22 protein-coding genes are annotated in these 22,719 nt (G+C 45.2%); all 22 read left to right on the forward strand.

Annotation, left to right across the window (positions count from 1 at the left end):
- Positions 1-29: 29 nt before the first annotated feature.
- The 22 genes from IFU39_RS13045 (at position 30) to IFU39_RS13150 (ending at position 22,713) form a co-directional block, all read left to right on the forward strand.
- Entirely contained in the window at positions 30-1,406 is a 1,377-nt protein-coding gene (locus tag IFU39_RS13045) for an O-antigen ligase family protein (protein WP_192133063.1), read from the forward strand.
- The gene (gene pssD, locus IFU39_RS13050) at positions 1,403-1,861 is read left to right on the forward strand and encodes a PssD/Cps14F family polysaccharide biosynthesis glycosyltransferase (protein ID WP_036611329.1); all 459 of its coding nucleotides are present in this window, start codon (positions 1,403-1,405) and stop codon (positions 1,859-1,861) included. The genes IFU39_RS13045 and pssD overlap by 4 nt, the downstream gene beginning before the upstream one ends.
- Positions 1,858-2,337, forward strand: a complete 480-nt coding sequence (gene pssE, locus IFU39_RS13055) for a PssE/Cps14G family polysaccharide biosynthesis glycosyltransferase (RefSeq protein ID WP_192133065.1) — start codon at positions 1,858-1,860, stop codon at positions 2,335-2,337. Before pssD ends, pssE begins: the two co-directional genes overlap by 4 nt.
- A gap of 37 nt (positions 2,338-2,374) precedes the next feature.
- On the forward strand, positions 2,375-3,442 hold the full coding sequence (locus tag IFU39_RS13060) for a glycosyltransferase family 4 protein (protein WP_192133067.1): 1,068 nt from the start codon (positions 2,375-2,377) through the stop codon (positions 3,440-3,442).
- A 21-nt stretch (positions 3,443-3,463) separates the two neighbouring features.
- Positions 3,464-4,408: a glycosyltransferase family 2 protein gene (locus tag IFU39_RS13065; protein WP_192133069.1), complete on the forward strand. Its 945-nt coding sequence runs from the start codon at positions 3,464-3,466 to the stop codon at positions 4,406-4,408.
- Between the two features lie 11 nt (positions 4,409-4,419).
- Positions 4,420-5,442, forward strand: coding sequence for a glycosyltransferase (locus IFU39_RS13070; protein WP_091015436.1), 1,023 nt, complete (start codon positions 4,420-4,422; stop codon positions 5,440-5,442).
- A 46-nt stretch (positions 5,443-5,488) separates the two neighbouring features.
- Entirely contained in the window at positions 5,489-6,391 is a 903-nt protein-coding gene (locus tag IFU39_RS13075; protein ID WP_105597659.1) for a glycosyltransferase, read from the forward strand.
- Positions 6,392-6,399: 8 nt separating this feature from the next.
- Complete coding sequence (locus tag IFU39_RS13080; protein WP_192133071.1) at positions 6,400-7,776, forward strand: lipopolysaccharide biosynthesis protein; 1,377 nt, start codon at positions 6,400-6,402, stop codon at positions 7,774-7,776.
- Positions 7,763-8,791 (forward strand): polysaccharide pyruvyl transferase family protein, encoded by a 1,029-nt coding sequence (locus tag IFU39_RS13085; RefSeq protein WP_192133074.1) that lies wholly within the window; start codon positions 7,763-7,765, stop codon positions 8,789-8,791. The genes IFU39_RS13080 and IFU39_RS13085 overlap by 14 nt, the downstream gene beginning before the upstream one ends.
- Complete coding sequence (locus IFU39_RS13090) at positions 8,788-10,170, forward strand: sugar phosphate nucleotidyltransferase (RefSeq protein ID WP_105597661.1); 1,383 nt, start codon at positions 8,788-8,790, stop codon at positions 10,168-10,170. The genes IFU39_RS13085 and IFU39_RS13090 overlap by 4 nt, the downstream gene beginning before the upstream one ends.
- 32 nt (positions 10,171-10,202) lie before the next feature.
- On the forward strand, positions 10,203-11,534 hold the full coding sequence (locus IFU39_RS13095; protein WP_091015428.1) for a UDP-glucose dehydrogenase family protein: 1,332 nt from the start codon (positions 10,203-10,205) through the stop codon (positions 11,532-11,534).
- Positions 11,535-11,547: 13 nt separating this feature from the next.
- A complete protein-coding gene (locus IFU39_RS13100; protein WP_105597663.1) occupies positions 11,548-12,468 on the forward strand; it encodes an LCP family glycopolymer transferase in 921 nt (306 codons plus the stop codon).
- A 21-nt stretch (positions 12,469-12,489) separates the two neighbouring features.
- Positions 12,490-14,649 carry a WD40/YVTN/BNR-like repeat-containing protein gene (locus IFU39_RS13105; protein ID WP_206759557.1) on the forward strand — a complete coding sequence of 720 codons (2,160 nt, stop codon included), beginning with the start codon at positions 12,490-12,492 and terminating at the stop codon, positions 14,647-14,649.
- 10 nt (positions 14,650-14,659) lie between these two features.
- Positions 14,660-15,244, forward strand: a complete 585-nt coding sequence (locus tag IFU39_RS13110; protein ID WP_091015422.1) for a VanZ family protein — start codon at positions 14,660-14,662, stop codon at positions 15,242-15,244.
- A gap of 84 nt (positions 15,245-15,328) precedes the next feature.
- Positions 15,329-15,850: a hypothetical protein gene (locus IFU39_RS13115; RefSeq protein WP_091015421.1), complete on the forward strand. Its 522-nt coding sequence runs from the start codon at positions 15,329-15,331 to the stop codon at positions 15,848-15,850.
- Between the two features lie 251 nt (positions 15,851-16,101).
- A complete protein-coding gene (locus IFU39_RS13120) occupies positions 16,102-16,353 on the forward strand; it encodes a hypothetical protein (RefSeq protein ID WP_127551208.1) in 252 nt (83 codons plus the stop codon).
- A 32-nt stretch (positions 16,354-16,385) separates the two neighbouring features.
- Positions 16,386-17,294, forward strand: a complete 909-nt coding sequence (locus IFU39_RS13125) for an ABC transporter ATP-binding protein (RefSeq protein WP_192133078.1) — start codon at positions 16,386-16,388, stop codon at positions 17,292-17,294.
- Positions 17,287-18,078 (forward strand): ABC transporter permease, encoded by a 792-nt coding sequence (locus tag IFU39_RS13130; RefSeq protein ID WP_091015416.1) that lies wholly within the window; start codon positions 17,287-17,289, stop codon positions 18,076-18,078. The genes IFU39_RS13125 and IFU39_RS13130 overlap by 8 nt, the downstream gene beginning before the upstream one ends.
- Positions 18,079-18,255: 177 nt before the next feature.
- The gene (locus tag IFU39_RS13135; protein ID WP_244660966.1) at positions 18,256-19,329 is read left to right on the forward strand and encodes an AI-2E family transporter; all 1,074 of its coding nucleotides are present in this window, start codon (positions 18,256-18,258) and stop codon (positions 19,327-19,329) included.
- 216 nt (positions 19,330-19,545) lie between these two features.
- Positions 19,546-19,941, forward strand: coding sequence for a GntR family transcriptional regulator (locus IFU39_RS13140; protein WP_076291512.1), 396 nt, complete (start codon positions 19,546-19,548; stop codon positions 19,939-19,941).
- A 23-nt stretch (positions 19,942-19,964) separates the two neighbouring features.
- Entirely contained in the window at positions 19,965-21,065 is a 1,101-nt protein-coding gene (locus tag IFU39_RS13145; protein WP_206759558.1) for a DUF1648 domain-containing protein, read from the forward strand.
- A gap of 58 nt (positions 21,066-21,123) precedes the next feature.
- Positions 21,124-22,713, forward strand: coding sequence for an alpha/beta hydrolase family protein (locus tag IFU39_RS13150; RefSeq protein WP_192133082.1), 1,590 nt, complete (start codon positions 21,124-21,126; stop codon positions 22,711-22,713).
- Positions 22,714-22,719 lie beyond the last annotated feature (6 nt).

A 22,719-nucleotide genomic window follows, 5' to 3' on the forward strand; every position in this document is an offset into this window, starting at 1 on the left:
GATTCTGGCTTTGAGGTGGCATAGCAGATATGCAAAAGACCGGTATACTTGCTGCATTAAATATGAAGTCGTTTAATATCATTCTTTTTTCGCTGGTAATTGTCTTCGCAGCAATCTATCTTCCGCTAGTCTCGGTTGTTGCACTCATAGCTGTGATTCTGCTGGGCGTTTATATTAAACAGCCCAGCTGGATTTTTATGATTCTCATCGTAAGTTTTTCTTTGTCCATTGACAAAATATTTAGCATTCATATGGCAGGACTGGATTCGCTGTCCTTCTACAAGCTGGCGATTCTGGGTTTTGTTGTCTCTCTTTTTTTACGCTTTGGAATTCGCAAAGATCTGATATATCCTGCACTGGCGATTGGTTTTTTATTTGTGGAGAGTTATTTTCTATCTGATCTGCCCAGTAAGGTTAGTCCGCTCGATCCATTCAAGGCCTTTCTGGGGGTCATTGTTCCTTTTTTGTTGCTGATGCCCCATTTTTCAAGAGAGATCAGTCAACGAATTATACGTGTACTCGCATGGTTGCCGCTGTTCAGTCTGGCTGGTGGTTATATTCTGCAACTCGCCGGCATATTGTCCATTACTAACCTGGAGATGTCGGGTGTAACCCGGTTACAGGGAGCCAACATCGCCGCGCATCTGGCCATGTTGTGTTTTATCTCCATCTGTGTCTGTCTGATTCAGATCAGGCAAGGCCATCATGTTGTTCTGTATTACATGCTTACCTTGACACATCTGGTCATTCTGGTCCAGACGGGAACAAGGGGGCCACTTATTGCGCTTATTCCGATTATTCTGGTCTATCTTTTTGATCAACTGAAAGCCTTCATCAAAGGCAGAGTCAGTGCCATTATTCCTCTCATTATGTTCGTTGTCGCTGTGGCCTATATGGTAATTGCGCAGTGGGACAATTATGAAATGAGGTCAGAGAGCAAAGGCCTGTCGGGAAGGGATGTAGCCTGGAATTATTTTATTGGCAAAGCAAATGAGTATCCGATCTTTGGACGTGGACTCGGCTCAACTCTTGTAGCAAATGATGGAAGTATTTTTTCTGGATTCGTTGTTCCTCATAATGAATACATTCGTTTTTATTACGATGGCGGGTTAGTTGGAGCCATCCTGTTATTTCTATCGCTGCTGCTGGTGTTTCGGGCTGTTTACTTCCGATTGGGCGGCATGATCAGGTTGTATTTTGCCGGTATGATTATCGGTTTCCTGACCTATTCCTTTTTTGACAATACCCTGTCCACGGTTCATCTGATTGCTCCATTCTGTATCTTCCTGAACGCGTTATATGCTACGGGAAATGGAGTTCATTCCAAGTCAGGGGCTGAAGCAGAAGTGGATATACAGATACAGCGAGCCAAGGACGTATCCTTTTCAAAGGAGATTAGAACATGAAGGTCTGTTTGATCAGTTCTACAGGCGGTCATTTTGATGAATTAACCAAAATTATTCCTGCGGTTGAAGAACATGATTATTTCCTGATTACCGAGAAGAATAAAAGCAGAAAAGTAGATTCTGCACAGGGCAAAGTATACTTCTTAATGCAGCAAGAGCGTAAAAATGCGATGTTCTTGCTAATCTTTGTGGCTAATATTATCAAGTCGTTCTTTCTATATCTGCGTGAGCGTCCAAAGGTGATCATTACAACAGGGGCCGGTGCTACCTACCCTTTTTGCCTTATCGGTAAAATCTTTGGTGCCAAGCTGATTTATATCGAAAGTTATGCCAAAATCTATTCCTCCAGCGCAACCGGGAGATTGATGTACAAAATCTCGGATGAGTTCTTCATCCAATGGGAAACGTTGCAGGATAGCTATCCCAATGCTAAATACAGGGGGGCTTTATTTTGATATTTGCTATCGTTGGAACCCAGCGGTTTCCCTTCAATCGGATGTTTGAGCTTATTGATGAGGCGATTGAGGCAGGAATTATTGAAGAAGAGGTTGTTGCCCAATCTGGATATACCGAGTATCAGCCGCGAAATTTCACTGTGATTCCTTTCCTCACGCAGGAAGAGATGAATGAATATGTGGTGCGAAGCAGATGCATTATTTCTCATGCGGGTGTTGGCTCCATTACAAATTGTCTTGAACGTGGCAAGCCGGTTATCGTCATTCCACGCCGGAAAGAATGGGGCGAGCATGTGGATGACCATCAGCTTGAAATCTCCAAGGTTTTTCAGGAAAACGGCTATGTGGCCGTCGCGGAGAGTCGGGCTGAATTGCAAAAGTTGGTTCCTTGCATAGAAGAGCTGACGTTCCAGCCCTATGTGAGAAAACAGTCTGATCTGATCTCATCCATTAAAAATTACGTGAATAGTCTGTAAGAGGTATGAAGATTAACCATGAAAAAAGGAGTCTATCATGAAACCAAAAGTATTGGTTGTTGGATCATCCTTGAAGGATATGGGCGGAATTGTGAGTGTCATCAAAAACATTGAGGATTCCTCCATCTCTGAAATGTATGCCATGCAGCGGGTCGAAACGTATATCACGGGCAGCGTGTTCTCGCGGCTGCTTATTTTTATACGGGGATTCATTCAATTCTGGATGAAACTGTACACGTTCAGGCCGGATATCGTGCATATTCATATGGCGAACAACGGGAGCTTTTATCGGAAGTCACTATTTCTGCTAACCGCACGAAAGTTGTTTCGAAAGTCAGTTATTCTGCATATTCATGCGGCCAGCTTTGATGATTTCTACAATCAATTTGCTCTGCAGCGCAAGTATTGTCACTACATTCTGAATCAGGCAGACAAGTTGATTGTCTTGTCCCAGACGTGGAAAGAATACTTTGCTACGATTGTGCCGGAGACAGCGATTGAGGTTCTTTATAACGGGGTCTTTGTCAAAGAACCGTTTGTGAGAGAACAACAAACAGCTGTTAATGCTCTTTTCATGGGCAGACTGGGTGAGCGAAAAGGAGTATACGATCTGCTTCAGTCCATTCAGCAATTGAAGGCGCTAGGCGTTACAGCTACCTTTAATCTGGCAGGGGATGGTGAAGTCGAAGAAGTCAAAGCAATCGTGCAGCAGTATGGAATAGAGGATCGTGTCAATGTACTCGGCTGGATTAACGGAGAGCAAAAGGAAAAGCTCTTGCGGGAAGCGGATCTACTGGTCCTGCCTTCTTATCATGAGGGATTACCTATGGCCATACTTGAAGCAATGAATTGTGGCTTGCCCATTATATCGACCACCGTCGGAGGCATCCCCGAAGTGATTACATCCGGTCATAATGGGCTGTTAATCGAGCCGGGAGATGTGCACGGGCTGACATCAGCGCTGGAATATCTCATTACAGATGAAGAGGTTAGAGCGAGAATGGGTTCACATAACAGAGAGATTATATCGGATAAGTTCGATATGAATCTACTCGTAGGCAGATTGTCAGGAATATATGATGCACTTCAAGTGAAGGTATCCTAGTGAACAGGAAAAGGTGATGAAATGAACCCCTTGGTATCTTGCATCATTACGACCCATAACCGGGCCGATTTATTGAAAAATGCGTTGAAAAGTGTACGAGAGCAAACACATCCGTATCTGGAAATTTTCATTGTGGATGATGGATCAGAAGACCAGACGCCAGAGATCTGTCAGGCATGGACCCGGGAAGATTCACGGATTCGGTACATCCGGGTTCCATATCCCAAAGGAGCCAACCATGCACGGAATGTAGGGATATCCCAAGCCAATGGCAAGTACATTGCCTTCCTGGATGATGATGATGAATGGATGCCTGACAAAATAAAAACCCAGGCGGAAGTGCTGGAGCGTACACAGGAATCGTTTACCTTTTGCAGCAAGTATCTCGCATACACGAATGAGCAGCATCAGGTGGTCAAGCGGAAATTGTCGGTGGAACCTCGCGATGTTGTGCGGTATGAGGATCTGCTTACATTCAACTGGATTGGGGAAACGTCCAAAATCATGGTACTTACCTCACTGGCTCGTGAAGTTCGATTCGATGAAAATCTGACATCCGCTCAGGATTATGACTTTTATCTGCGCATATTGAAACGAGGCTACATCGCCGTGAACGTGAAAGAACCGCTGGTGGATATCAATATCCATAGTGGTCCACGAATTTCAACCTCTACAACGGCCAAGTACAAGGGCCAACGCAAGATTATATTAAAATACTACAATGACATGTCCAAGGAACAGAAGCGTCGTCAGTTACACCATTATCGAATGCTCGAATGGTCGAGAAATACACTTCGCAATAATGTTTATTTGAAAAAAGCACTGTCGCTGTATCCCTGGTGGAAAGATTGGGTGCTGCTCAAGCGTAATACCAAAATTATGATGCAAGGATTTTTAATGAGATTTCATGCAAGGCGCGCAGTTGGAACGTATACAGAGGAACCTGTGCGAATGAAACTAAAGTAAGAGGTGTCTGGATGGAAAATCCGACGGTGTATATGCTGCCCAAGATGATTGAGAACAATAAATTCAATGAGCTGTTATCCGATTCCATTGAGAACAAGGGATGGGAAGTAAAACAGTTTACCAAAAGAGATCTACTCAAACTGAAAAAAAATGATGTGCTGCATTTTCATTGGCCCAGCTTCTATTACAGAGGTTCATCCGTGCTGACAACAGTGATCAAATCGATTCTATATGTATTGATGATTTGTTTTGCACGTTTGCGCGGGGCCAAATTGTTTTGGACGGTGCACAACATCTGGCCTCACAACAGCGGTAAGACGCGCTTCGATTATTGGATGAGAAAAATACTGGTCCGAAACTGCTCCAAGCTGATTGTCATGGGCAAACCCCTGATCTCTGAGATTTGTTCGACGTTCGGGATTGACTCCAGCCGGATCGAGGTTATTCCGCATGGACATTACAAGGGAGTGTATCAGGGAAAAGGCGTGAATATCCGCTCCCGGTTTGGCATACCGGAGGATAGTTATGTGTATGCGTTCTTTGGTCAGGTGTCACCTTACAAGGGCGTGGATGATTTGTTGGAGGCATTCAAGGAGTTGGATTCGGATCAGGCCCATTTGTTGATTGCCGGTAAAAAAGTGAAGGACTACGATCTCGGTGAAGAATTTCTCGAGAGCGGACATATTCATACCCATTTTCATTTTATTGAAGATGATGAATATTCGGACTATTTTGATGCGGTCGATTCCATCATTCTTCCATACAAGCAAATTGCAACTTCTGGCAGTGCGATTCTGGCATTGACCTTCTGTAAACCGGTGGTGGCACCACGGATTGGCTTATTGGAGGAATACCTGCCCGACGATTGTGCGGTACTCTATGAACCTTCCGATCCGGATGGATTGCTTAAAGCGATGAATATGATCCGTTTAAAACAATCGGAGTTTCAGGAAGGCAGTGGTTTTGTCAAAGCGTTAGAGCGGCTGGATTGGCCAGTGATTGCCCAAAGGACACTCACCCTGTACTCCAGTTAGTACAGATGAAAGGGTGGACCTAATTGAAAAATATGGGGATGAAATGATGAAGGTAACCGTCGCGATCTGTACGTATAACCGTGCACATGATGCGGTAGAGGCCATACGAAGTGCAATACAACAGAATTACGCAAGCAGCGACTATGAGATCATACTCATTGATAACAATTCAAAAGACAACACACGGGAAATCGTGCTTCAAACCATCTTGCAGCATGAGAACCATTCGATCCGGTATGTGTTGGAAGAAAAGCAAGGCTTGTCTGTAGCCCGTAACCGGGCCATTCACGAGGCGCGCGGCGAGTATATCCTGTTTCTTGACGATGATGCCTTTGCTTGCAGGGATTGGATTCGCCAGATCGTTAGTGTGTTTGAGATGAGTGAAACTATCGGGTGTGTCGGTGGCAAGATTGATCCGATCTGGGAAGTGCCTGAGCCAATGTGGATTCCACCGGAGAACAGGTCGCTATTCACCATTCTGGATTTTGCAGATGAAGTCACTGAAATGAAAAGCCCCTATATTCCATTTGGTGCAAATGTGGCTTTTCGTTTATCCGTCTTTGATCAACTGGCTCCCTTCCGTGAAGACCTTGGAAGAGTGGGAAACAATCTTCTCTCCAGTGAAGAGAGTGAGTTAATTGCAAGAATACGGACAAAGTTCAAGGTATATTACACGCCGTATGGGGCGGTACAACATAAAGTAGCCAAAGAGCGAACAACGAAGAACTGGTTTCTGCGCCGAATCTATTGGCAGGGTGTGAGTGATGCCATTCGTGATCAGGATCGTGGTGTTGTGCGTACGGCCAAACATGGCATCAAGCTGGCACAGGGGATCACAACTTCTCTGATCTACATTTATAATGCAGATCGGTTCACACGTCAGCTTGCCAAAGTATGTTACCGAAACGGCATGATTGTTGGGTCGCTTCGTCAAAACAGTAAGGGATGAGGATCGCTATGGCGCAAGTTGCACTTCGCAAAGTATTCAGAGGAAACGGCTTAATGAGTGCCATATTTCAGACAAGTGGAACCAATCTGCTGGTCATGACACTGACGATGCTGTCTTCCATTTTGACGTCACGCATGTTCGGCGTAGAAGGAAAGGGCGCATTCTCAGCCATTCTGTTCTGGCCTGCGCTCTTAACCGGATTGGTTGGATTTGGACTACCCACTTCTATCATCTATAACATCAAACAGAGCGCAACCGAGAAGAGTGCACAGTATGTGCGGTTAAGCTTTCTTTTTCAAGTTCCGGTGTGCATCATCATTGGCATTGTGGCCTGGTTTGGATTACCTTTCTGGCTCTCCAGCTTTCCGCCGGAGGTCGTGCAGATATCCAGATGGTACACGATTGCTACGGTTCCTGTACTTATTGTCATCAATCTCATATCAGCCCTCTCGCAGAGTCGGGAGAAATTTGCTGTATATAATGGCATCCGGTTAATGATCCCCCTGTTTAATGTAGGTGGGCTTTTTGTGTTATGGGGCCTGGGCATGCTGAGCATTCAGCTCGCGGCTGCGATCTATTTTGTAACCAGCTTCTCCGTGGTGGCGTGGGCCATCTATGCCAACCGTAATGAATTGAGACTGAGATGGTTCAAGGATCGGGTGGACCGGAGCTCAGCCAAGAAGCTTTTTGGTTATGGCAGCAAGGTGTATGGCGTTGAATTGTTAGGAACGCTGTATACCCAGTTCGATAAAATCATTATTTTGGCTTTGCTCACCCCGCGTGATTTTGGACTGTATTCCGTCGTATTTGCCTTATCCCGAATCTATAATGCCGTTCAGACGGCGATTAGCAATGTTGTTTTCCCGAAAGTGACCGGATTGCCTCAAGAGCAGATTATTCGCACGGTTGGCAGAGCCTTCCGCATCTCGCTCATGGTCATGATGATCATTGTAATACCCACCATGTTTGTAGGGAACTACCTGATGGGTCTTCTGTTTGGCTCCGAATTTTTGGAAGCAAGCGTCGCATTTTATATTTTGGCTGTGGAATGCATCATTGGTGGTGGCTCCTGGATTCTGGCATCCGCATTTAATGCACTGGGTCGGCCAGGGCTTGTGATGATCAGACAGTTGATTGCTTTATCGGTGACGGTGGCTTTGTTCTTTGTATTCACCCCGCTGTGGGGGCTCAACGGAATTGCAATTGCCTTATTGATCGGGTCCATTGTACGAATGGTGGTTACTGTGGCTGCGATGAAGATTGTATTTAAGGTGAAGTTTGCCGCCATGTTCTATGACAAGGAAGATCTGACGTTTCTCTATGAACGGTTAAACAAAAAAAGAAGAAGAGTCACCCAAGGAGGAGATGGAGATGCTGGGCACTAACAATATTCATCCAATGGAAGAGTTGAAGGGACATTTACGTCAGATTTTGAAGGTCATTCCACCGCGTACCGAAATCTATTATCTGGATTACCCGGTGCATAGCAACGGTGGCGACTTGTTGATTATGAAAGGTACTGAGGCTTTCTTCCGGGACAATGATATTCATGTACGTGCCAGATACAGCATTCTGGATTGCCCTTTGTCCCTCAAGGTTCCGGAAGGTATCACGATTGTGTTGCACGGGGGAGGTAACTTTGGTGATCTGTACCCTGCCCATCAGAAATTGAGAGAACGAATGATTGCCCAGCATCCGAATCACCGGATTGTTATTCTGCCACAGACGATGTTTTACAAAAGTGATATTGAATTGAAAAAGACAGCCCAAGTATTCAATCGTCATAAGGATGTGCACTTTTTTGTCCGGGATACCTTATCTTATGAGATAGCCAGTAAAGAATTTCAACAAACAAATGTCTATCTGTCTCCGGATATGGCGCATCAGTTGTGGCCTCTTAAGTCCAAGAGCAAGCCTAGTGCAGAGATGTTGTATTTCTTCCGTAAAGACATTGAGAAAACTCAGAATCAGGTGCATTACGAATCCGTCAGTGGACCTAAGGCCACGTTTAAAGACTGGGAGACATTGTACAACCGGGTAGACCGGAAGATCATTCGCATGATTACATCCCGGTTAAAGTCAGGAAAAGGCAGCTCTTTCGCCCGCTGGTTGTGGTACAAATACTCTGATCGGATGGTACATACGGCCATTAAGGAATTCAATCAATACCAGACCATCACGACATCCCGTCTGCATGGACATATCCTGGCCTGTCTCCTGGATCAACCGAACATCCTGCTGGATAATTCATACGGCAAGAACTCAAATTATTATGCAGCCTGGACCAAGAGCAATCCGGCAGGCAGACTGGAGTCCAATCAGACCAGCACATATAACAAACCAAACGAGACCGGCAAGGGAGCAAGTACGGTTGTGTTGTCGGATGGTGCAGCCCTATGAGAAGTATTCTGTTATCCGGCGGTTCTGGCAAGCGTCTTTGGCCGTTATCCAACGATTCCAGATCCAAGCAATTTCTTAAAGTTCTTCATGGGCCAGAGGGAAATCCGGAATCCATGGTACAGCGGGTATGGCGACAGCTGAATCATGCCGGACTTGCATCAGAGGCGCTTATCGCGACCAGTTTGCCACAGGTGGAGATTCTGACTTCTCAGCTGGGAGACGATGTCAGACTCGTTGTGGAGCCTGAGCGCAGAGATACATTTCCTGCGATTGCGCTGGCAGCCTCCTATCTGTATTCCGTAGAGAGTGTGAGTCTGAATGAGACGATTGCAGTGTTGCCTGTAGATCCCTTTGTTGAAAAAGAATTCTTCGAAGTGCTGGCAACCTTACCGGAGATGCTTGATAAGTCTGGTGCTGATCTGGCCTTGATGGGAGTTGTGCCGACGTACCCGTCAGAGAAGTATGGATACATCATTCCGCAATCCCTATCTTCCAGTGAAAATAACAATGAATACGTGAATGTAGCGAAGTTCCAGGAGAAACCCTGCGAATCCGATGCGGTCCTCATGATTGAGCAGGCCGCATTATGGAATTGCGGGGTTTTTGCTTTTAAGCTGGGGTATTTGATCAATCTGCTCATTGAGATGGAACTGCCGATCCAGTATGACGAAATGCTGAAGCAATACGGTAGATTGAACAAGATCAGTTTTGATTACCAGGTTGTCGAGAAGGCAAATCAGATTATCGCTATTCCGTATAACGGCTTCTGGAAAGATCTAGGCACGTGGAACACACTCACGGAAGAGATGGGGAGCTCGGTAGTAGGAAAAGGGTGGATTACGGGAGATTCCCTGAATACCCACTTGGTCAATGAATTGAACATTCCGGTTGCCATATTGGGATTGTCGGATGTGGTGGTCGCCGTGAGTCCAGATGGCATTTTGGTCAGTGACAAAGAAGCCAGCCCACGGATCAAGGAAATCTTGAAGAATGAGGATCAACGCCCCATGTATGAGGAGCGTAGGTGGGGGTGCTACCGGGTTCTGGATTACACAAGAAACGAAGCTGGCGGCGAGGTTCTCACCAAACGAATCTGCATCAGTGCCGGGAAAAACCTGAGTTATCAATACCATTTGCTTCGCAATGAGGTATGGACGGTTGTATCGGGAACAGGGGAATTGATTCTGGATGGGCAGAGCCGAATGATCGGGCAAGGAGATACGGTGATCATTGACCGGAGTATGCTTCATTCCGTCAGAGCCGTTACGGAACTGGAGATCATTGAAGTACAGATCGGCAGCCAGCTGATTGAGGAAGATATCGTTAGAGTGTCTACCGAATGGCAGGATATTGTTCAGACATATGTGAAGCACGCGTAACCAACACATTAGAACATGGGGGAGATTATGGAATGAATATTACGGTGATTGGCACAGGGTATGTGGGTTTGGTATCGGGCGTATGTTTTTCGGAACTGGGAAATAACGTGATCTGTGTCGACAACAATGTGGAAAAAGTGAATATGTTAACGGACGGTCATGTTCCGATCTATGAACCGGGTCTGAAGGATATCATGAATGCCAATATGAAAGCAGGAAGGCTGTCATTCACCACCAACATTCAGGATGCTATCAGTCTTTCGGATATCATCATTATCGCGGTGGGTACGCCATCCCTGCCTAATGGCGAAGCAAATCTGAGTTTTATTGAGCTTGTCGCGCGAGAAATAGGTTCTTATATGGATAATTATAAAATAATAATGACTAAAAGCACTGTTCCTGTCGGAACCAACGATCGTATTCAGGAATGGATCAGCAGTTTGACGAATCATCCATTCGACATGGCATCGGTACCGGAGTTCCTGCGAGAAGGTACCGCTGTCCAGGATACGCTCTATCCTGACCGGATAGTCATTGGGACACATAGTGAGCGGGCAGTCGCCACGTTGAAAGAGCTGCATCAGCCATTAACCGATCAGATTATTGTTACGGATATTCGTTCGGCCGAAATGATTAAATATGCATCCAACGCTTTCCTGGCAACCAAGATCTCATTTATCAACGAAATCTCTAACATCTGTGAAAAAGTAGGAGCAGATGTCAGCCGCGTTGCCGAAGGCATGGGCTATGACAGACGAATCGGTGCCTCCTTTCTCAAGGCAGGCATTGGTTACGGAGGTTCCTGTTTCCCTAAGGATACACAGGCTCTGATTCAAATTGCAGGTAATGTGGATTATGACTTCAAACTGCTGAAGTCCGTGGTGGAAGTGAACAAAGATCAACGCTTCAACGTCATTCGTAAACTGGAAGACGCACTAGGCTCACTCGAAGGAAAGGAGATTGCCATCTGGGGGCTTGCTTTCAAACCGGATACCGATGACGTTCGTGATGCTCCGGCGATTGAGATCATTCAGCGTTTGCTTGAGCAGGGAGCAGTGATTCGGGCATATGACCCCATCGCTACCGAGAACTTCCGCAAAGAGGTGGATTCCCCATCCATTACGTGGGAAGAGCGTGCCATGAAAGCGGCGGAAGGTGCTGATGCACTCTGCGTTCTGACGGAATGGAAAGAGTTCATGGAGGTTAATCTGACTGATTTGGCAGCACATATGAATCAACCCATCCTGATTGATGGAAGAAACATCTACGGAGAAGATCAGATTAAAGATACATCCTTCCAATACTACTCCGTTGGTCGTCCAGGTCTAACCAATATCGATGGAAGAAAAACGGCAGTCATCTAACGGAGGCCATAACATGAGACGCGGGATCAAAATAACATTAGGTGCCATTTCCCTTGTTGCAGTTGTCATGATTGGATATTCTGTGTACCTGTATTCGCATGTTAAATCAGCGGCGGATCAAATGTATGAACCCCGGGAACCCATCAAGCAGGTATCTATTGTCGACCAGCGGGGTGGGGGCGATTTCCCTGTGGACATGGAGAATGAAGAACCTTTTAATGCTTTGATTCTGGGTGTGGATGAACGTTCCAATGATCGGGGGCGCTCCGACACCATAATTGTATTAAGTGTTAATCCTGCGAAACAATCCGCACTTATGTTTAACATCCCCCGAGATACCAGAACGAATATTGTTGGTCACGGCACGGAGGATAAGATCAACCATGCCTATGCTTTTGGGGGCGTTAACATGTCTGTGCAAACGGTGGAACAATTGCTTGATGTTCCCATACATTACTACATGAAAGTGAATATGGAGGGCTTTGCACAGGTCATCGACATGGTGGGTGGAGTGGATGTGAATAACCCGTTTGCATTTGACTATGAGGGTTACCGGTTCGAGCAAGGCAATATTCATCTGGATGGTGAAGCTGCTTTGGGATTTTCACGGATGCGTTATGATGATCCGAAGGGAGATCTCGGGCGGAATGATCGCCAGCGGGAGATCATCAAACAAGTGCTGAAGAATACGGTCCAGGTATCTAACGTGTTGCAACTGGAGACGTTGCTGGACGAAGTCAGTGCTCACGTTAGAACCGACGTTACCTTTGATGAGATGAAGCAGATGTTCTCCAAATATCGTTCGGTACTGGATCATATTGAATCCGTTGAGATTAAAGGCACGGGCAAAAAAATAGACGGAGTGTATTACTATATTGTGGATCAGTCGGAACGAGACAGGATACATCAGATGATTGAAGAACATTCAAAATGATCGGATAGGGCGGTGAACCAGATGCGTATCTCCAGGCTAATGAAATTGTCCCTGATTGTGCTACTAATGTATATGCTCATGATACCGGCAAGTACAAATTATGTTCAATCAGCTCAAAACTATCAATGGCATAATATACCTATTGGTGGTGGGGGGTACGTTACGGGGGTGGTCATTCATCCGACTGAGCCTGATCTGGTTTACGCTCGAACTGACGTTGGAGGAGTCTATCGGTTGGATGCAACTTCAGGAGATTGGATCCCACTACTTGATCATTTCGGAGATGAGGACAGCAATCTGTACGGCGTGGATGGAATTGCGCTGGATCAGCAAAACCCCAATGTCGTGTATATCGCTGCTGGGAAGTATGGGAACGTGGGGCCGAGTGATATTCTGAAATCCACAGATCGGGGAGAGACCTGGATTCGAACCGGACTTAATCTTCGGAATGAATCGAATGGAAATATCCATCGAGCCATGGGAGAGAGCATTGCGGTTAATCCCACGAATTCCAATTACCTGCACGTGGGTACACGATATGATGGATTGTACACTTCCAGTGATGGTGCAGCCACTTGGAGCAAGGTATGGGATGTACCTAGCGGGCTGTCCGGTGAGGGAATTCGGAGTGTAGCTTATGGATTGAATCCCGTGACCAAGCAAGGTCAAGTTGTGTATGCGGGGGTTCGCGGCATTGGTGTGTATAGCAAAGCACCAAGAAGCAATGGTCAGACCACTTGGCAACTTACCGGGAGAAGCCCCGAATATCCTGCGCGTATGACTGTGGCGAAGAACGGGACGTTGTATGTGACCACGGATAATCAAGGCGTTTACAAGTTCAATGGTGTGCAGTGGACGAATATAACACCCAGCCCCAGTTACTCATCTTATTATGGAATCACGATTGATCCCAATAATGATAATCACATCCTGGCAGCCGTTCGAACAGGCGGGGATAATCTGCCACTGTATCGTTCCGTTAATGGCGGACAGAGTTGGACAACAGTGAGCAAAACGCTGGTATCCAAACCGTCATGGTGGACACCCAACATGTTTTTCTCAGCGACATCCAGTATCAAGTTTGATCCGCATAATCCGGGTACCGTATATGCTACAGACTGGTTTGGCGTGTACAAAACGGAAAATATCAATGGTACCAATGGATTGACTGGCAATACAGAGAGTACTTGGGAAGCCATTACCGATGGTCATGAAGAAGTCGTCGCACTCACGGCATCCACACCACCTCAGGGTGTTTCATTCTTCAGTGGTTTAACGGATCAGGTCGGATTTAGACATGAAAATGTAACCGATGTTCCTCTTAATAAAATCCCGCTCGCGGGTATGCGAGAAATTGTAAGTATTGACTATCACGAAGCAAATCCGAATTACATGATATTTCTGGGAAGCAGCGACTGGTATGGTACGACCACACGTTTATTTGTCTCTTCCAATAATGGAGTTACCGTAACTCCAATGAATGTTCCGGCTGGCTCCAAACTGGGGAGGGTCGCCTACTCGGCCATTAATCCGAATGTAATTGTTTATTACCCCCAGACCGGTAATCCGGTCAGAAGCACGAATCGTGGCGCAACCTGGCAAAATATGAACGGTGCCCCTTTTCAGGCTATCGGGGGGAATATGGTCTTTGCCTATAATCATCCACTGGCTGCCGATCGCATCAATGGATATAAATTTTATATGTATGCTGCTGGTTATCTGTATCGCTCAACGGATGCAGGTGCCAACTGGTCCAAAGCCAATGCGGTTCGCCTTCCTGTTAATACGGATATCAATACAAGCTCCATTAAAGTCGAGGCTGCACCTGGTGTGGCGAATGCCGTATGGGTAAGCTTGGGAACTGATGGACTATATGCATCGACCAACTCGGGAAATACATTTTCCAAGATCCAGAGCGTACAGAATTCCAAATTATTTGCCTTTGGAAAGGCTCAGCCAGGCAAATTGGTTCCAGCCGCCTATGTATATGGCACCGTAAATAATGTGAAAGGATTCTTCCGTTCAGATGATATGGGGGCAACCTGGAACAATATAGGTCCTTTAGGTGATGGAATCGGGCTGGGCAATGAACCGCAGATTATGGCGGCAGACCGTCAAATCTATGGTCAGGTATATGTAGGTACAAATGGCAGAGGCATGTATGTTGGATCAATAGAATAACGATAGAGATATGAAAGTGGTGAAGATCAAAATGATGGAGGAGGGCTCCGGGCGTACGAGACAAAAGCATGTACGAAGAACGTATGGATTTCTCATTGCTCTGCTGTTGATTGTGATCTGGATTCTGGTCATCTGGTCCATGTCCACGCAATCCTCTCAACAGCAAGACATTCAGCCTTGGCTTCATAAATGGTCTCAAAAATTGCACATCGGTTTTACACTTCCTGATGTGCAATTCACTTATGGGGAGTATGAGTATTCGCTGAAGCAGCGGCCGTATGATTTTGCAGAGTTCGTCTTTCGCAAGAGTGCGCACTTATTTGTATACGCTGTGCTCGCTGTGCTTGTGTACGGCGGGCTGCGGTACAGAAGAACATCCCTTGTGACTAGTATCGTTTCTGCTCTGGCTGTGGTGTTTGTCATAGCCTCCATTGATGAGTATATTCAGCAGTTCAGCCCGGACCGGACAAGCTCGATACGTGATGTTGGAGTAGACTTGCTTGGCGGCTGCTGTGGGATTGCCATATATGCAGGGCTTCAGTCCATGATCCGAAGGATCAGAAAGGGAAAGCGTACTTCCATTCGCAGCGAGTGATTTCCCAGGAAATTAGATGTATCGTTCAACTTCTACTTGTCTGCCATCCATCATAAGTATGGAGTAGGACAAGGAGGATTGGACATGCTGCGAAGAAGGAACCGCAATGCTTTGCTCAAAAAGATCGGGTTCATCACGATCATTGTATTATTGCTGTGGTTGATTGCCAGAACCATTCCGTATTTGTTTCAGGCAGATACAACGGATGAAGCTGCTGCTGTTGCCGAAGAGTTTTACAAATATGAGCAGACGGGTGACTTCGGCAGTTCATGGGAACTCTTTCATCCTCTGATGAAAGAGCGGTTTCCCAAGAGTGCTTACGTACAGAACAGAGCACATATATTTATGCAGCATTTTGGCGTGGAAACCTTTGAGCTGGAGATGGATAAGCCGGAGCGCGAGTTCGATGTAACCGTGATCGATGGCGTTAAGCCATTTTCTGAAGCCTACAGAATCCGGGTCACCCAGAAGTACTCAGGTACCTTTGGCCAATTCGATATTGTGCAGACCTGTTATCTGGTAGAGGATGGCGATGAGTGGACCCTACTCTGGTATTATCCAAATCAGAAAAATGAGGATGCCTCGCAGGTCGACAATAGTGACTGATCAGGAAATGATATTAACCCATACATTGAACCGAATTGTATCATTTACCTAACATGAGACTCCATAAATGCGAGACTTTTGTCGCATTTATGGAGCTTTTTTTGCGTTTTTCTTGTTTTCATGGCGGTAAAGCCTTGACATTAGTCCCGGTGTCAAGTAAATTACGAGGTAGATACAAAATGTATCAATTTTCAGCGTCTAACGACAAATAACAAGGACTTCTAAGCTCCTTGTGAGGGGAAGGAATATCATTGATCGAAACGGGCCGCTTTTACTGTGTCAGTTGTGGGATGATTGTGTCGGTCACTAGAAGCTCTGTCGAAATGAAGGAAGAGGGCAATGGAGGCAATCACGTATTTCGCACCGGATTCTACCGGAGTGAAATGCCGCTTGGATGCTGTGAAGCGTGTGTAGTTGAAGCGAAACGTCAGGGGAAATCCCAGTTTGCGGGACAATATACTAAAGATTATGATACACTATGTGCATATGAGAAACGGGCATGAATGCTATGCTCGTCCATGAAGGAGGGGATTGAATGCAGCAGGAGCCGGTCGTCCGGATTCAGGGCGTCAGCAAGATCATATCCTCCCGATCATTGGTCAGCGACCTGACTCTGGATATTTCTCCGGGGCAGGTTTTTGGTTTTTTAGGACCTAATGGCGCGGGAAAAACAACGACGATTCGAATGATGGTTGGACTGATGTCCATCAGTAAAGGTGACATTTTCATCTCGGGACACAGTGTGAAGAATGAATTTGAGAAGGCGGTAGCCCAGGTAGGCGCTATTGTGGAAAATCCGGAAATGTACAAGTTTCTGACCGGGTACCAGAATCTCGTTCACTTTGCCCGCATGTCGCCGGGAGTTACGAAGGAACGTATTGCGGAAACAATTGAGCGTGTGGGGCTCACAGCCCGTATTCACGATAAGGTCAAAACCTATTCACTGGGCATGCGCCAGCGTCTGGGGGTCGCGCAAGCGATATTACATAAACCGAAGCTGCTTGTACTGGATGAGCCGACCAATGGTTTGGACCCACAGGGTATACGGGAACTGAGAGATTATTTGCGTCAGCTCACCCAAGAGGAAGGCATTACGGTCTTTGTATCCAGTCATTTATTGTCGGAGATGGAGCTGATGTGTGATACCGTAGCCATCATCCAGAACGGCAAGCTGATTGATGTAAGAAACCTTCGGGCTGAAGCAGGTTCGGATGCATTAATCGAAGTTGCTTTTGAGTTGAATGATGCTGATCGCGCTGCGGATCTGATTCAGGGTGCTATCGTACAGGGCAATGTCCTGGTGGTACGGGTGTCTCGTGAGCAGATTCCGGATATCAATGCCAAGCTGGTTAGCGAAGGGGTTCAGGTATACGGTATTCGTAACGTGACTCACACCCTGGAAGAACAATTCTTGCAGGTCACTGGGGGTGGAGGCATTGGGTAGTTTCGGTAATCTGATATTGAATGAGAATATGAAAATTTTTCGTCGTCCCCGTACCTGGATCATGTTATCGATTCTTGCGCTGATCTCGCTATTAATGCCAGTGTTACTGCGAGAAGGCATGGGATCCAATGAAGTTTTGTACTGGGAAGCAGCTGTAACGACCATCCAGATTACGTTTTTCCTGAACACGATCTTCTGTGTCGTGATTGCAGCGGAATCGGTCGCGGGCGAATTTACCTGGGGAACCATTAAGCTATTGCTGATCCGCCCATGGTCACGAAGCAAAGTTCTTGCTTCCAAATATCTGACCGTCGTTGGCTTCAGTATTGTCAGTACATTACTGGTCATTGTGATGGCCATGCTAACGTCGTATATCCTTTTCTCGCATGATGCTCCGGGAGGAAGCAGTAGTCCAGCTACGAATGCTCTGACGTTATGGGGATATTTGTACGTTGATCTGTTTATTACGCTTGCGATTGCCTTTATGGTGTCGTCCGTATTTCGTTCAGGTGCACTTGCGATTGGATTATCCCTGTTCATTATGTTCTCACAAAGTATCTTCTCACTCATATTCAATCCGGTCCGTTATGAGTGGGCCAAGTATGTCCTATTCAACAACATGGATCTTAGCAAATACATGACCTCAGGGGCGGATTTTGCGCTAATGGGTGGTCCAAGTGCAGGAATGACACTGGGTTTCTCCATTGCAGTTCTGGCGGTGTATTACGTTATTTTCATGGTGATTTCCTGGGTTGTATTCAGCAAAAGAGATGTGGCAGGCTAACGCCTGCTTCTTTTTTTTGCGTCCAATATTGTTTTGGAAAGAAAAAAAGTGTATATTCAGCATCGCCTGTGGCATGACTGTCATTTAAGGGTACTTAGTATCATAAGTAAATGACTAGATATACATATGAACGCCGCAGTCACTTTGGCAGAGCAGCGCATGGAGGGATCACGTTTCTTGATAAATAACAAGTTCTACCGCATATGCACAGCGATAATTCTGTTGCTGCTCATCGTGTATCTGGGGGAAAAAGTGAACTTTATTTTCAGTCCCCTGACCTCACTGATTCACATCATCATCATTCCGCTACTGATTGCTGGTTTCTTCTATTATCTGCTGCGCCCGCTCGTCGATTATATGGAAAGGCATAAGATTAAACGTGCATTGTCAGTTCTGATTATTTATGTCGTAATTGCATTAATACTTGCAGGTTTTAGTGTGCTTGTATGGCCTTCCCTGCGTGAACAATTGATGAATTTCGTGGAGAATGCTCCAGCGTTGGTTACTTCACTCAGCGATCAGTTGAATGCAATTGAAAAGAGCAATTTTGTATCCAGATACCTGCCTGATGATTCCAATCTATTCTCACGTTTATCCGATGTTCTGAGTCAAGGGATCACTCAGGTAACCGATTATGTATCCGGGTTATTCTCCGTGGTATCCAATCTGGTTATTATTCTGGCAACGTTCCCGATCATGTTGTATTACATGCTCAAGGAAGGCAGCAAGTTTGGAACGAATCTAACCTTATTGTTGCCAAGACATTATCGGAAGGATGGGGAAGAAACCGTCCATGAGATCGATGAAGCACTAAGTAACTATATTGTTGGCCGGGTTATTGTTAATGTGGCCTTGGGGATTCTGATGTACATCGGTTTTCTCATCTTAGGTTTGCCTTATGCTTTGCTGCTGACCGTTGTATCCATCATTCTGAACTTCATCCCTTATGTGGGGGCTTTGCTGGCAGCTATTCCGGTTGTCATTGTTGCGTTTATTGAATCACCTTCGATGGCGATCTGGTCCCTGGTCATCATTGTAATCGCACAGCAAATTCAGGATAACCTGATCTCACCTTATGTCTATGGCAAGCAGCTTGATATTCATCCACTGACTACCGTTATCCTGTTGCTCGTGGGTGCTGACCTGGGAAATATCTTGGGTATGATCATCGTGATTCCCCTATATATGATTCTGAAAATTATAGTTCGCAAAATCCATTATCGGATTGTCGAAGATAAGACTGAAACTTAAATGGAATTTGAAATACAACGCTGTCATGTGCCACTACTAATGTTTGTTATTGAATCACATCGATAAGCTCAACAGGATAAGCCGCATATCAATGGTGAAGGGTCAGGTAAGTTTACCCTCGCCATTGGTATGCGGCTTTTTTTCATCCATATTGCTCACTCATGTTATATCTGTTATACTTGATATATAACAGATAACAAAAAAGAAGGTGAACCCTTGATTATTCAACTGGATATGCAATCCGAACTTCCCATCTATTCGCAACTTGTTTATCAAATTATTGAAGGCATTGCTAGTGGTGAGTTACAGCTAGGTGAGGCGTTACCTTCGGTTCGGAATTTGGCCGCAGATATCGGTGTTAACCTTCACACCGTCAACAAGGCTTACACACTACTCAAGCAAGATGGATACATTCTGGTTCATAGACAAAAGGGAGTTGTGGTAAACCCTGATGGAATGCCAGATTTAACAGATGATTTTTTGAAAAAGCAGCAAAGAGAATTAAGACCGATTATTGCGGAAGCGATATGTCGCGGAATGACCAAAGAGGAACTATCTGCAGTGTTAGACCAAATGTATGATGATGTGAAGATGGGTCACAACAAAGAATAAAGAATCAAGGGAGTGTGTTATGTATGCAACTATTTAGTATATTGCCTATCATTTTAATCTTTGCTCCATTAGCCTTACTGCTATCCTTTGCACCTTATGTGACAAGGGAAACAATCAGCTTTGGGGTTACGGTAAGTCAATATAATTATTACACACCAGTCTTACGTAAGCTCCGGAGAACGTTTGCTACAGTAAGTCTGATCGGAAACGGGTTGATTATTCTTGCCTGTCTGTATATACTCCGATCTGCCAATGAAGAGTCTACCACAATGATCACCGGTGTTTGCACAATGATATTCATTGTGTACTGGGCCGCACTACACATATTATTTCATTTCAAGATGAAAAAGATAAAAGAAACACTTACAACTGTAGAAGTACCTCAAAGGGTTAAAATCGATACCACCTTCCGCCAAAATAAACTCACCTATTCCAACTATTGGTTTCTCGTTCACATAGCTATTATTGTAGCCATTGCGATAATTACAATCTTGAATTATAACGCACTACCTAACGTCATTCCGATGAAATATGATCTTCAGGGCAATGTCACTTCCAGTGTGCCCAAAACCTACCTTTCAGTATTGGCTATTAACCTTGTACAGCTAGGAATCATTGCACTGATGATGTTGGTGAACTGGAGTATTAAAACAAGCAAACAACAGCTTACTCCATCTAATCCTGCCCAATTTGCTGCTGATCATATCCGATTCCGCCGTAAGTGGTCCCTATTTACGATCATAACAGGCTTGCTTCTTACCATCTTATTTGCCTTCATTCAGATAAATATGTTCGTTCCTAATCAGGTCTTGTTAACAGCGATTAGTCTGATCACCTCAGTGGCGATCTTATTAGGCGCTATATTGCTGTCTCTTACAGGCAGACAAGGCGGTGGAAAAATTAGGAACCACCAGGAAGATCGCGAACGGTCCAAGGAGCAGCCTGTGAATGACGATGAATATTGGAAACTTGGTTTTATTTACTTCAATCCCAAAGACCCTTCTTTTACCGTAGAAAAACGTTATGGAATAGGTTGGACGATTAACTTCGCTCGTCCACTATCTTGGGTCCTAGTGTTATTCATTATTGCTATTGTTGTTTTAAGCAGAGTTCTGAGCCAATAAATGCTCATAATTCTATGCATATAATAGATGAAATTAATTATTAGGAGGAGTTATTACAATGAACAATTGGAAAAAGCTATTACTTTCTCTTACTTTCGTAGGTCTCATTCTTCCGGTGACATCCATCTCAGAAGCTGCTGAAAAATCCGCTGGTAGTGAAAATCTTGTTCCTATTCGTGAGATTGCAGAACAGAATGGGGCAGAGGTATCTTGGCAACAAAAGACAGGAGAAATCACAATACGAAAAAGTGAGCTTACAATTGTAGTTAAGGTAGGAGAGAAACAGGCGATGGTGAATGGGCAAGCCATATCCTTAAACAATCCTGTTCAGTTAACGAAAGGAGTTACTTTTATGGATGGGGCATTTCTTTCCGAGACGCTGAAGGCAGCACCTGAGGATATATTCATTTCCCTTATTAGTGAGGGCGATGGCAAGGAGGCTGCCAAGTATGTTCATACCTCTGTGAGTGGAGTGTTGTCACCCACGTTGTTGAGTCAGCTGTGGGGAGCTTTAGAAGGACAAAATGGCAAAATTACAAGTGAAGCCATAGCTAAGCATGTAGAAGATAATACAGTGCATCGCAATGTTACCTATACGTTCAAAACAGAGCTGACTCGTTTAAATATTACGGTCAGAATGAATCATAACGGACTTGTGGATGATTTGCATATTGCCGCCACTACTCCAGATGTGTATCAAAAACCAAGCTACGACGACCCATCTGCCTATACAGAACAAGAGATTACGGTTGGTCAGGGTGATTTAGCTTTACCAGGGACATTAACTTTGCCAAAGGGAGAGGGACCTTTCCCAGTTGTTATTCTGGTACACGGATCTGGGCCTAGCAATCAAGATGCTGCCATTGGTGGTGCAAAGCCATTTCGCGATCTTGCGGTAGGTTTAGCTTCACAAGGAGTTGCTGTATTAAGATACGATAAGGTCACGTATGAGCATACCTATAAGGTCGCTTCTCAGCCTAAATTCACATTAAAACAAGAGAGCGTAGATCAGGTAAACGATGCAGTGGAATTGCTTAAAAAGAATGCACATATTGATTCTACAGCGATTTTTGTAGCTGGACATAGTCAAGGCGGGTTTGCAATGCCGTTAATCATTGCTGAGGATAAACAACATGATATTGCAGGAAGTATTCTACTTGCTGCACCAAGTAGTAGCTTTGTGGATGTGCTTACCGAGCAGCAGGACGAATTGGTAGAGCGGATGAAGCAGCTTGGTTTAGACACGGATGTCATTCAAGGGCAAGCTGATTTTTATAAAAATGTAGCTGCGATGGTTAAAGATCCACAATATTCTGTAGATCATCTTCCTGAGACGTTTCCGCTTCAACCTGCTTATTGGTGGTTTGAGCAAAGAGATTATGTGCCTGCGGAACTGGCTAAAACACAAAATACACCTATGCTTGTTATACAAGGCGAAAACGATGTGCAAGTGTCTATGAATCATTTCCAAACCTGGAAATCGGCTCTTCAAGGTCATTCCAATGTAACGTACAATAGCTATCCAAAGGTAAATCATCTTTTATCCAACTATAATGGACTTTCAATCGGTCAAGAGTACGCTGAGCCATCTAATGTCTCCAAAGCCATTATCGATGATATTGCGAAGTGGGTATTAAAATCAAACTAAAAACGG

This window comes from Paenibacillus sp. CFBP 13594 (genome assembly GCF_014842675.1).
Classification (GTDB): domain Bacteria; phylum Bacillota; class Bacilli; order Paenibacillales; family Paenibacillaceae; genus Paenibacillus; species Paenibacillus amylolyticus_B.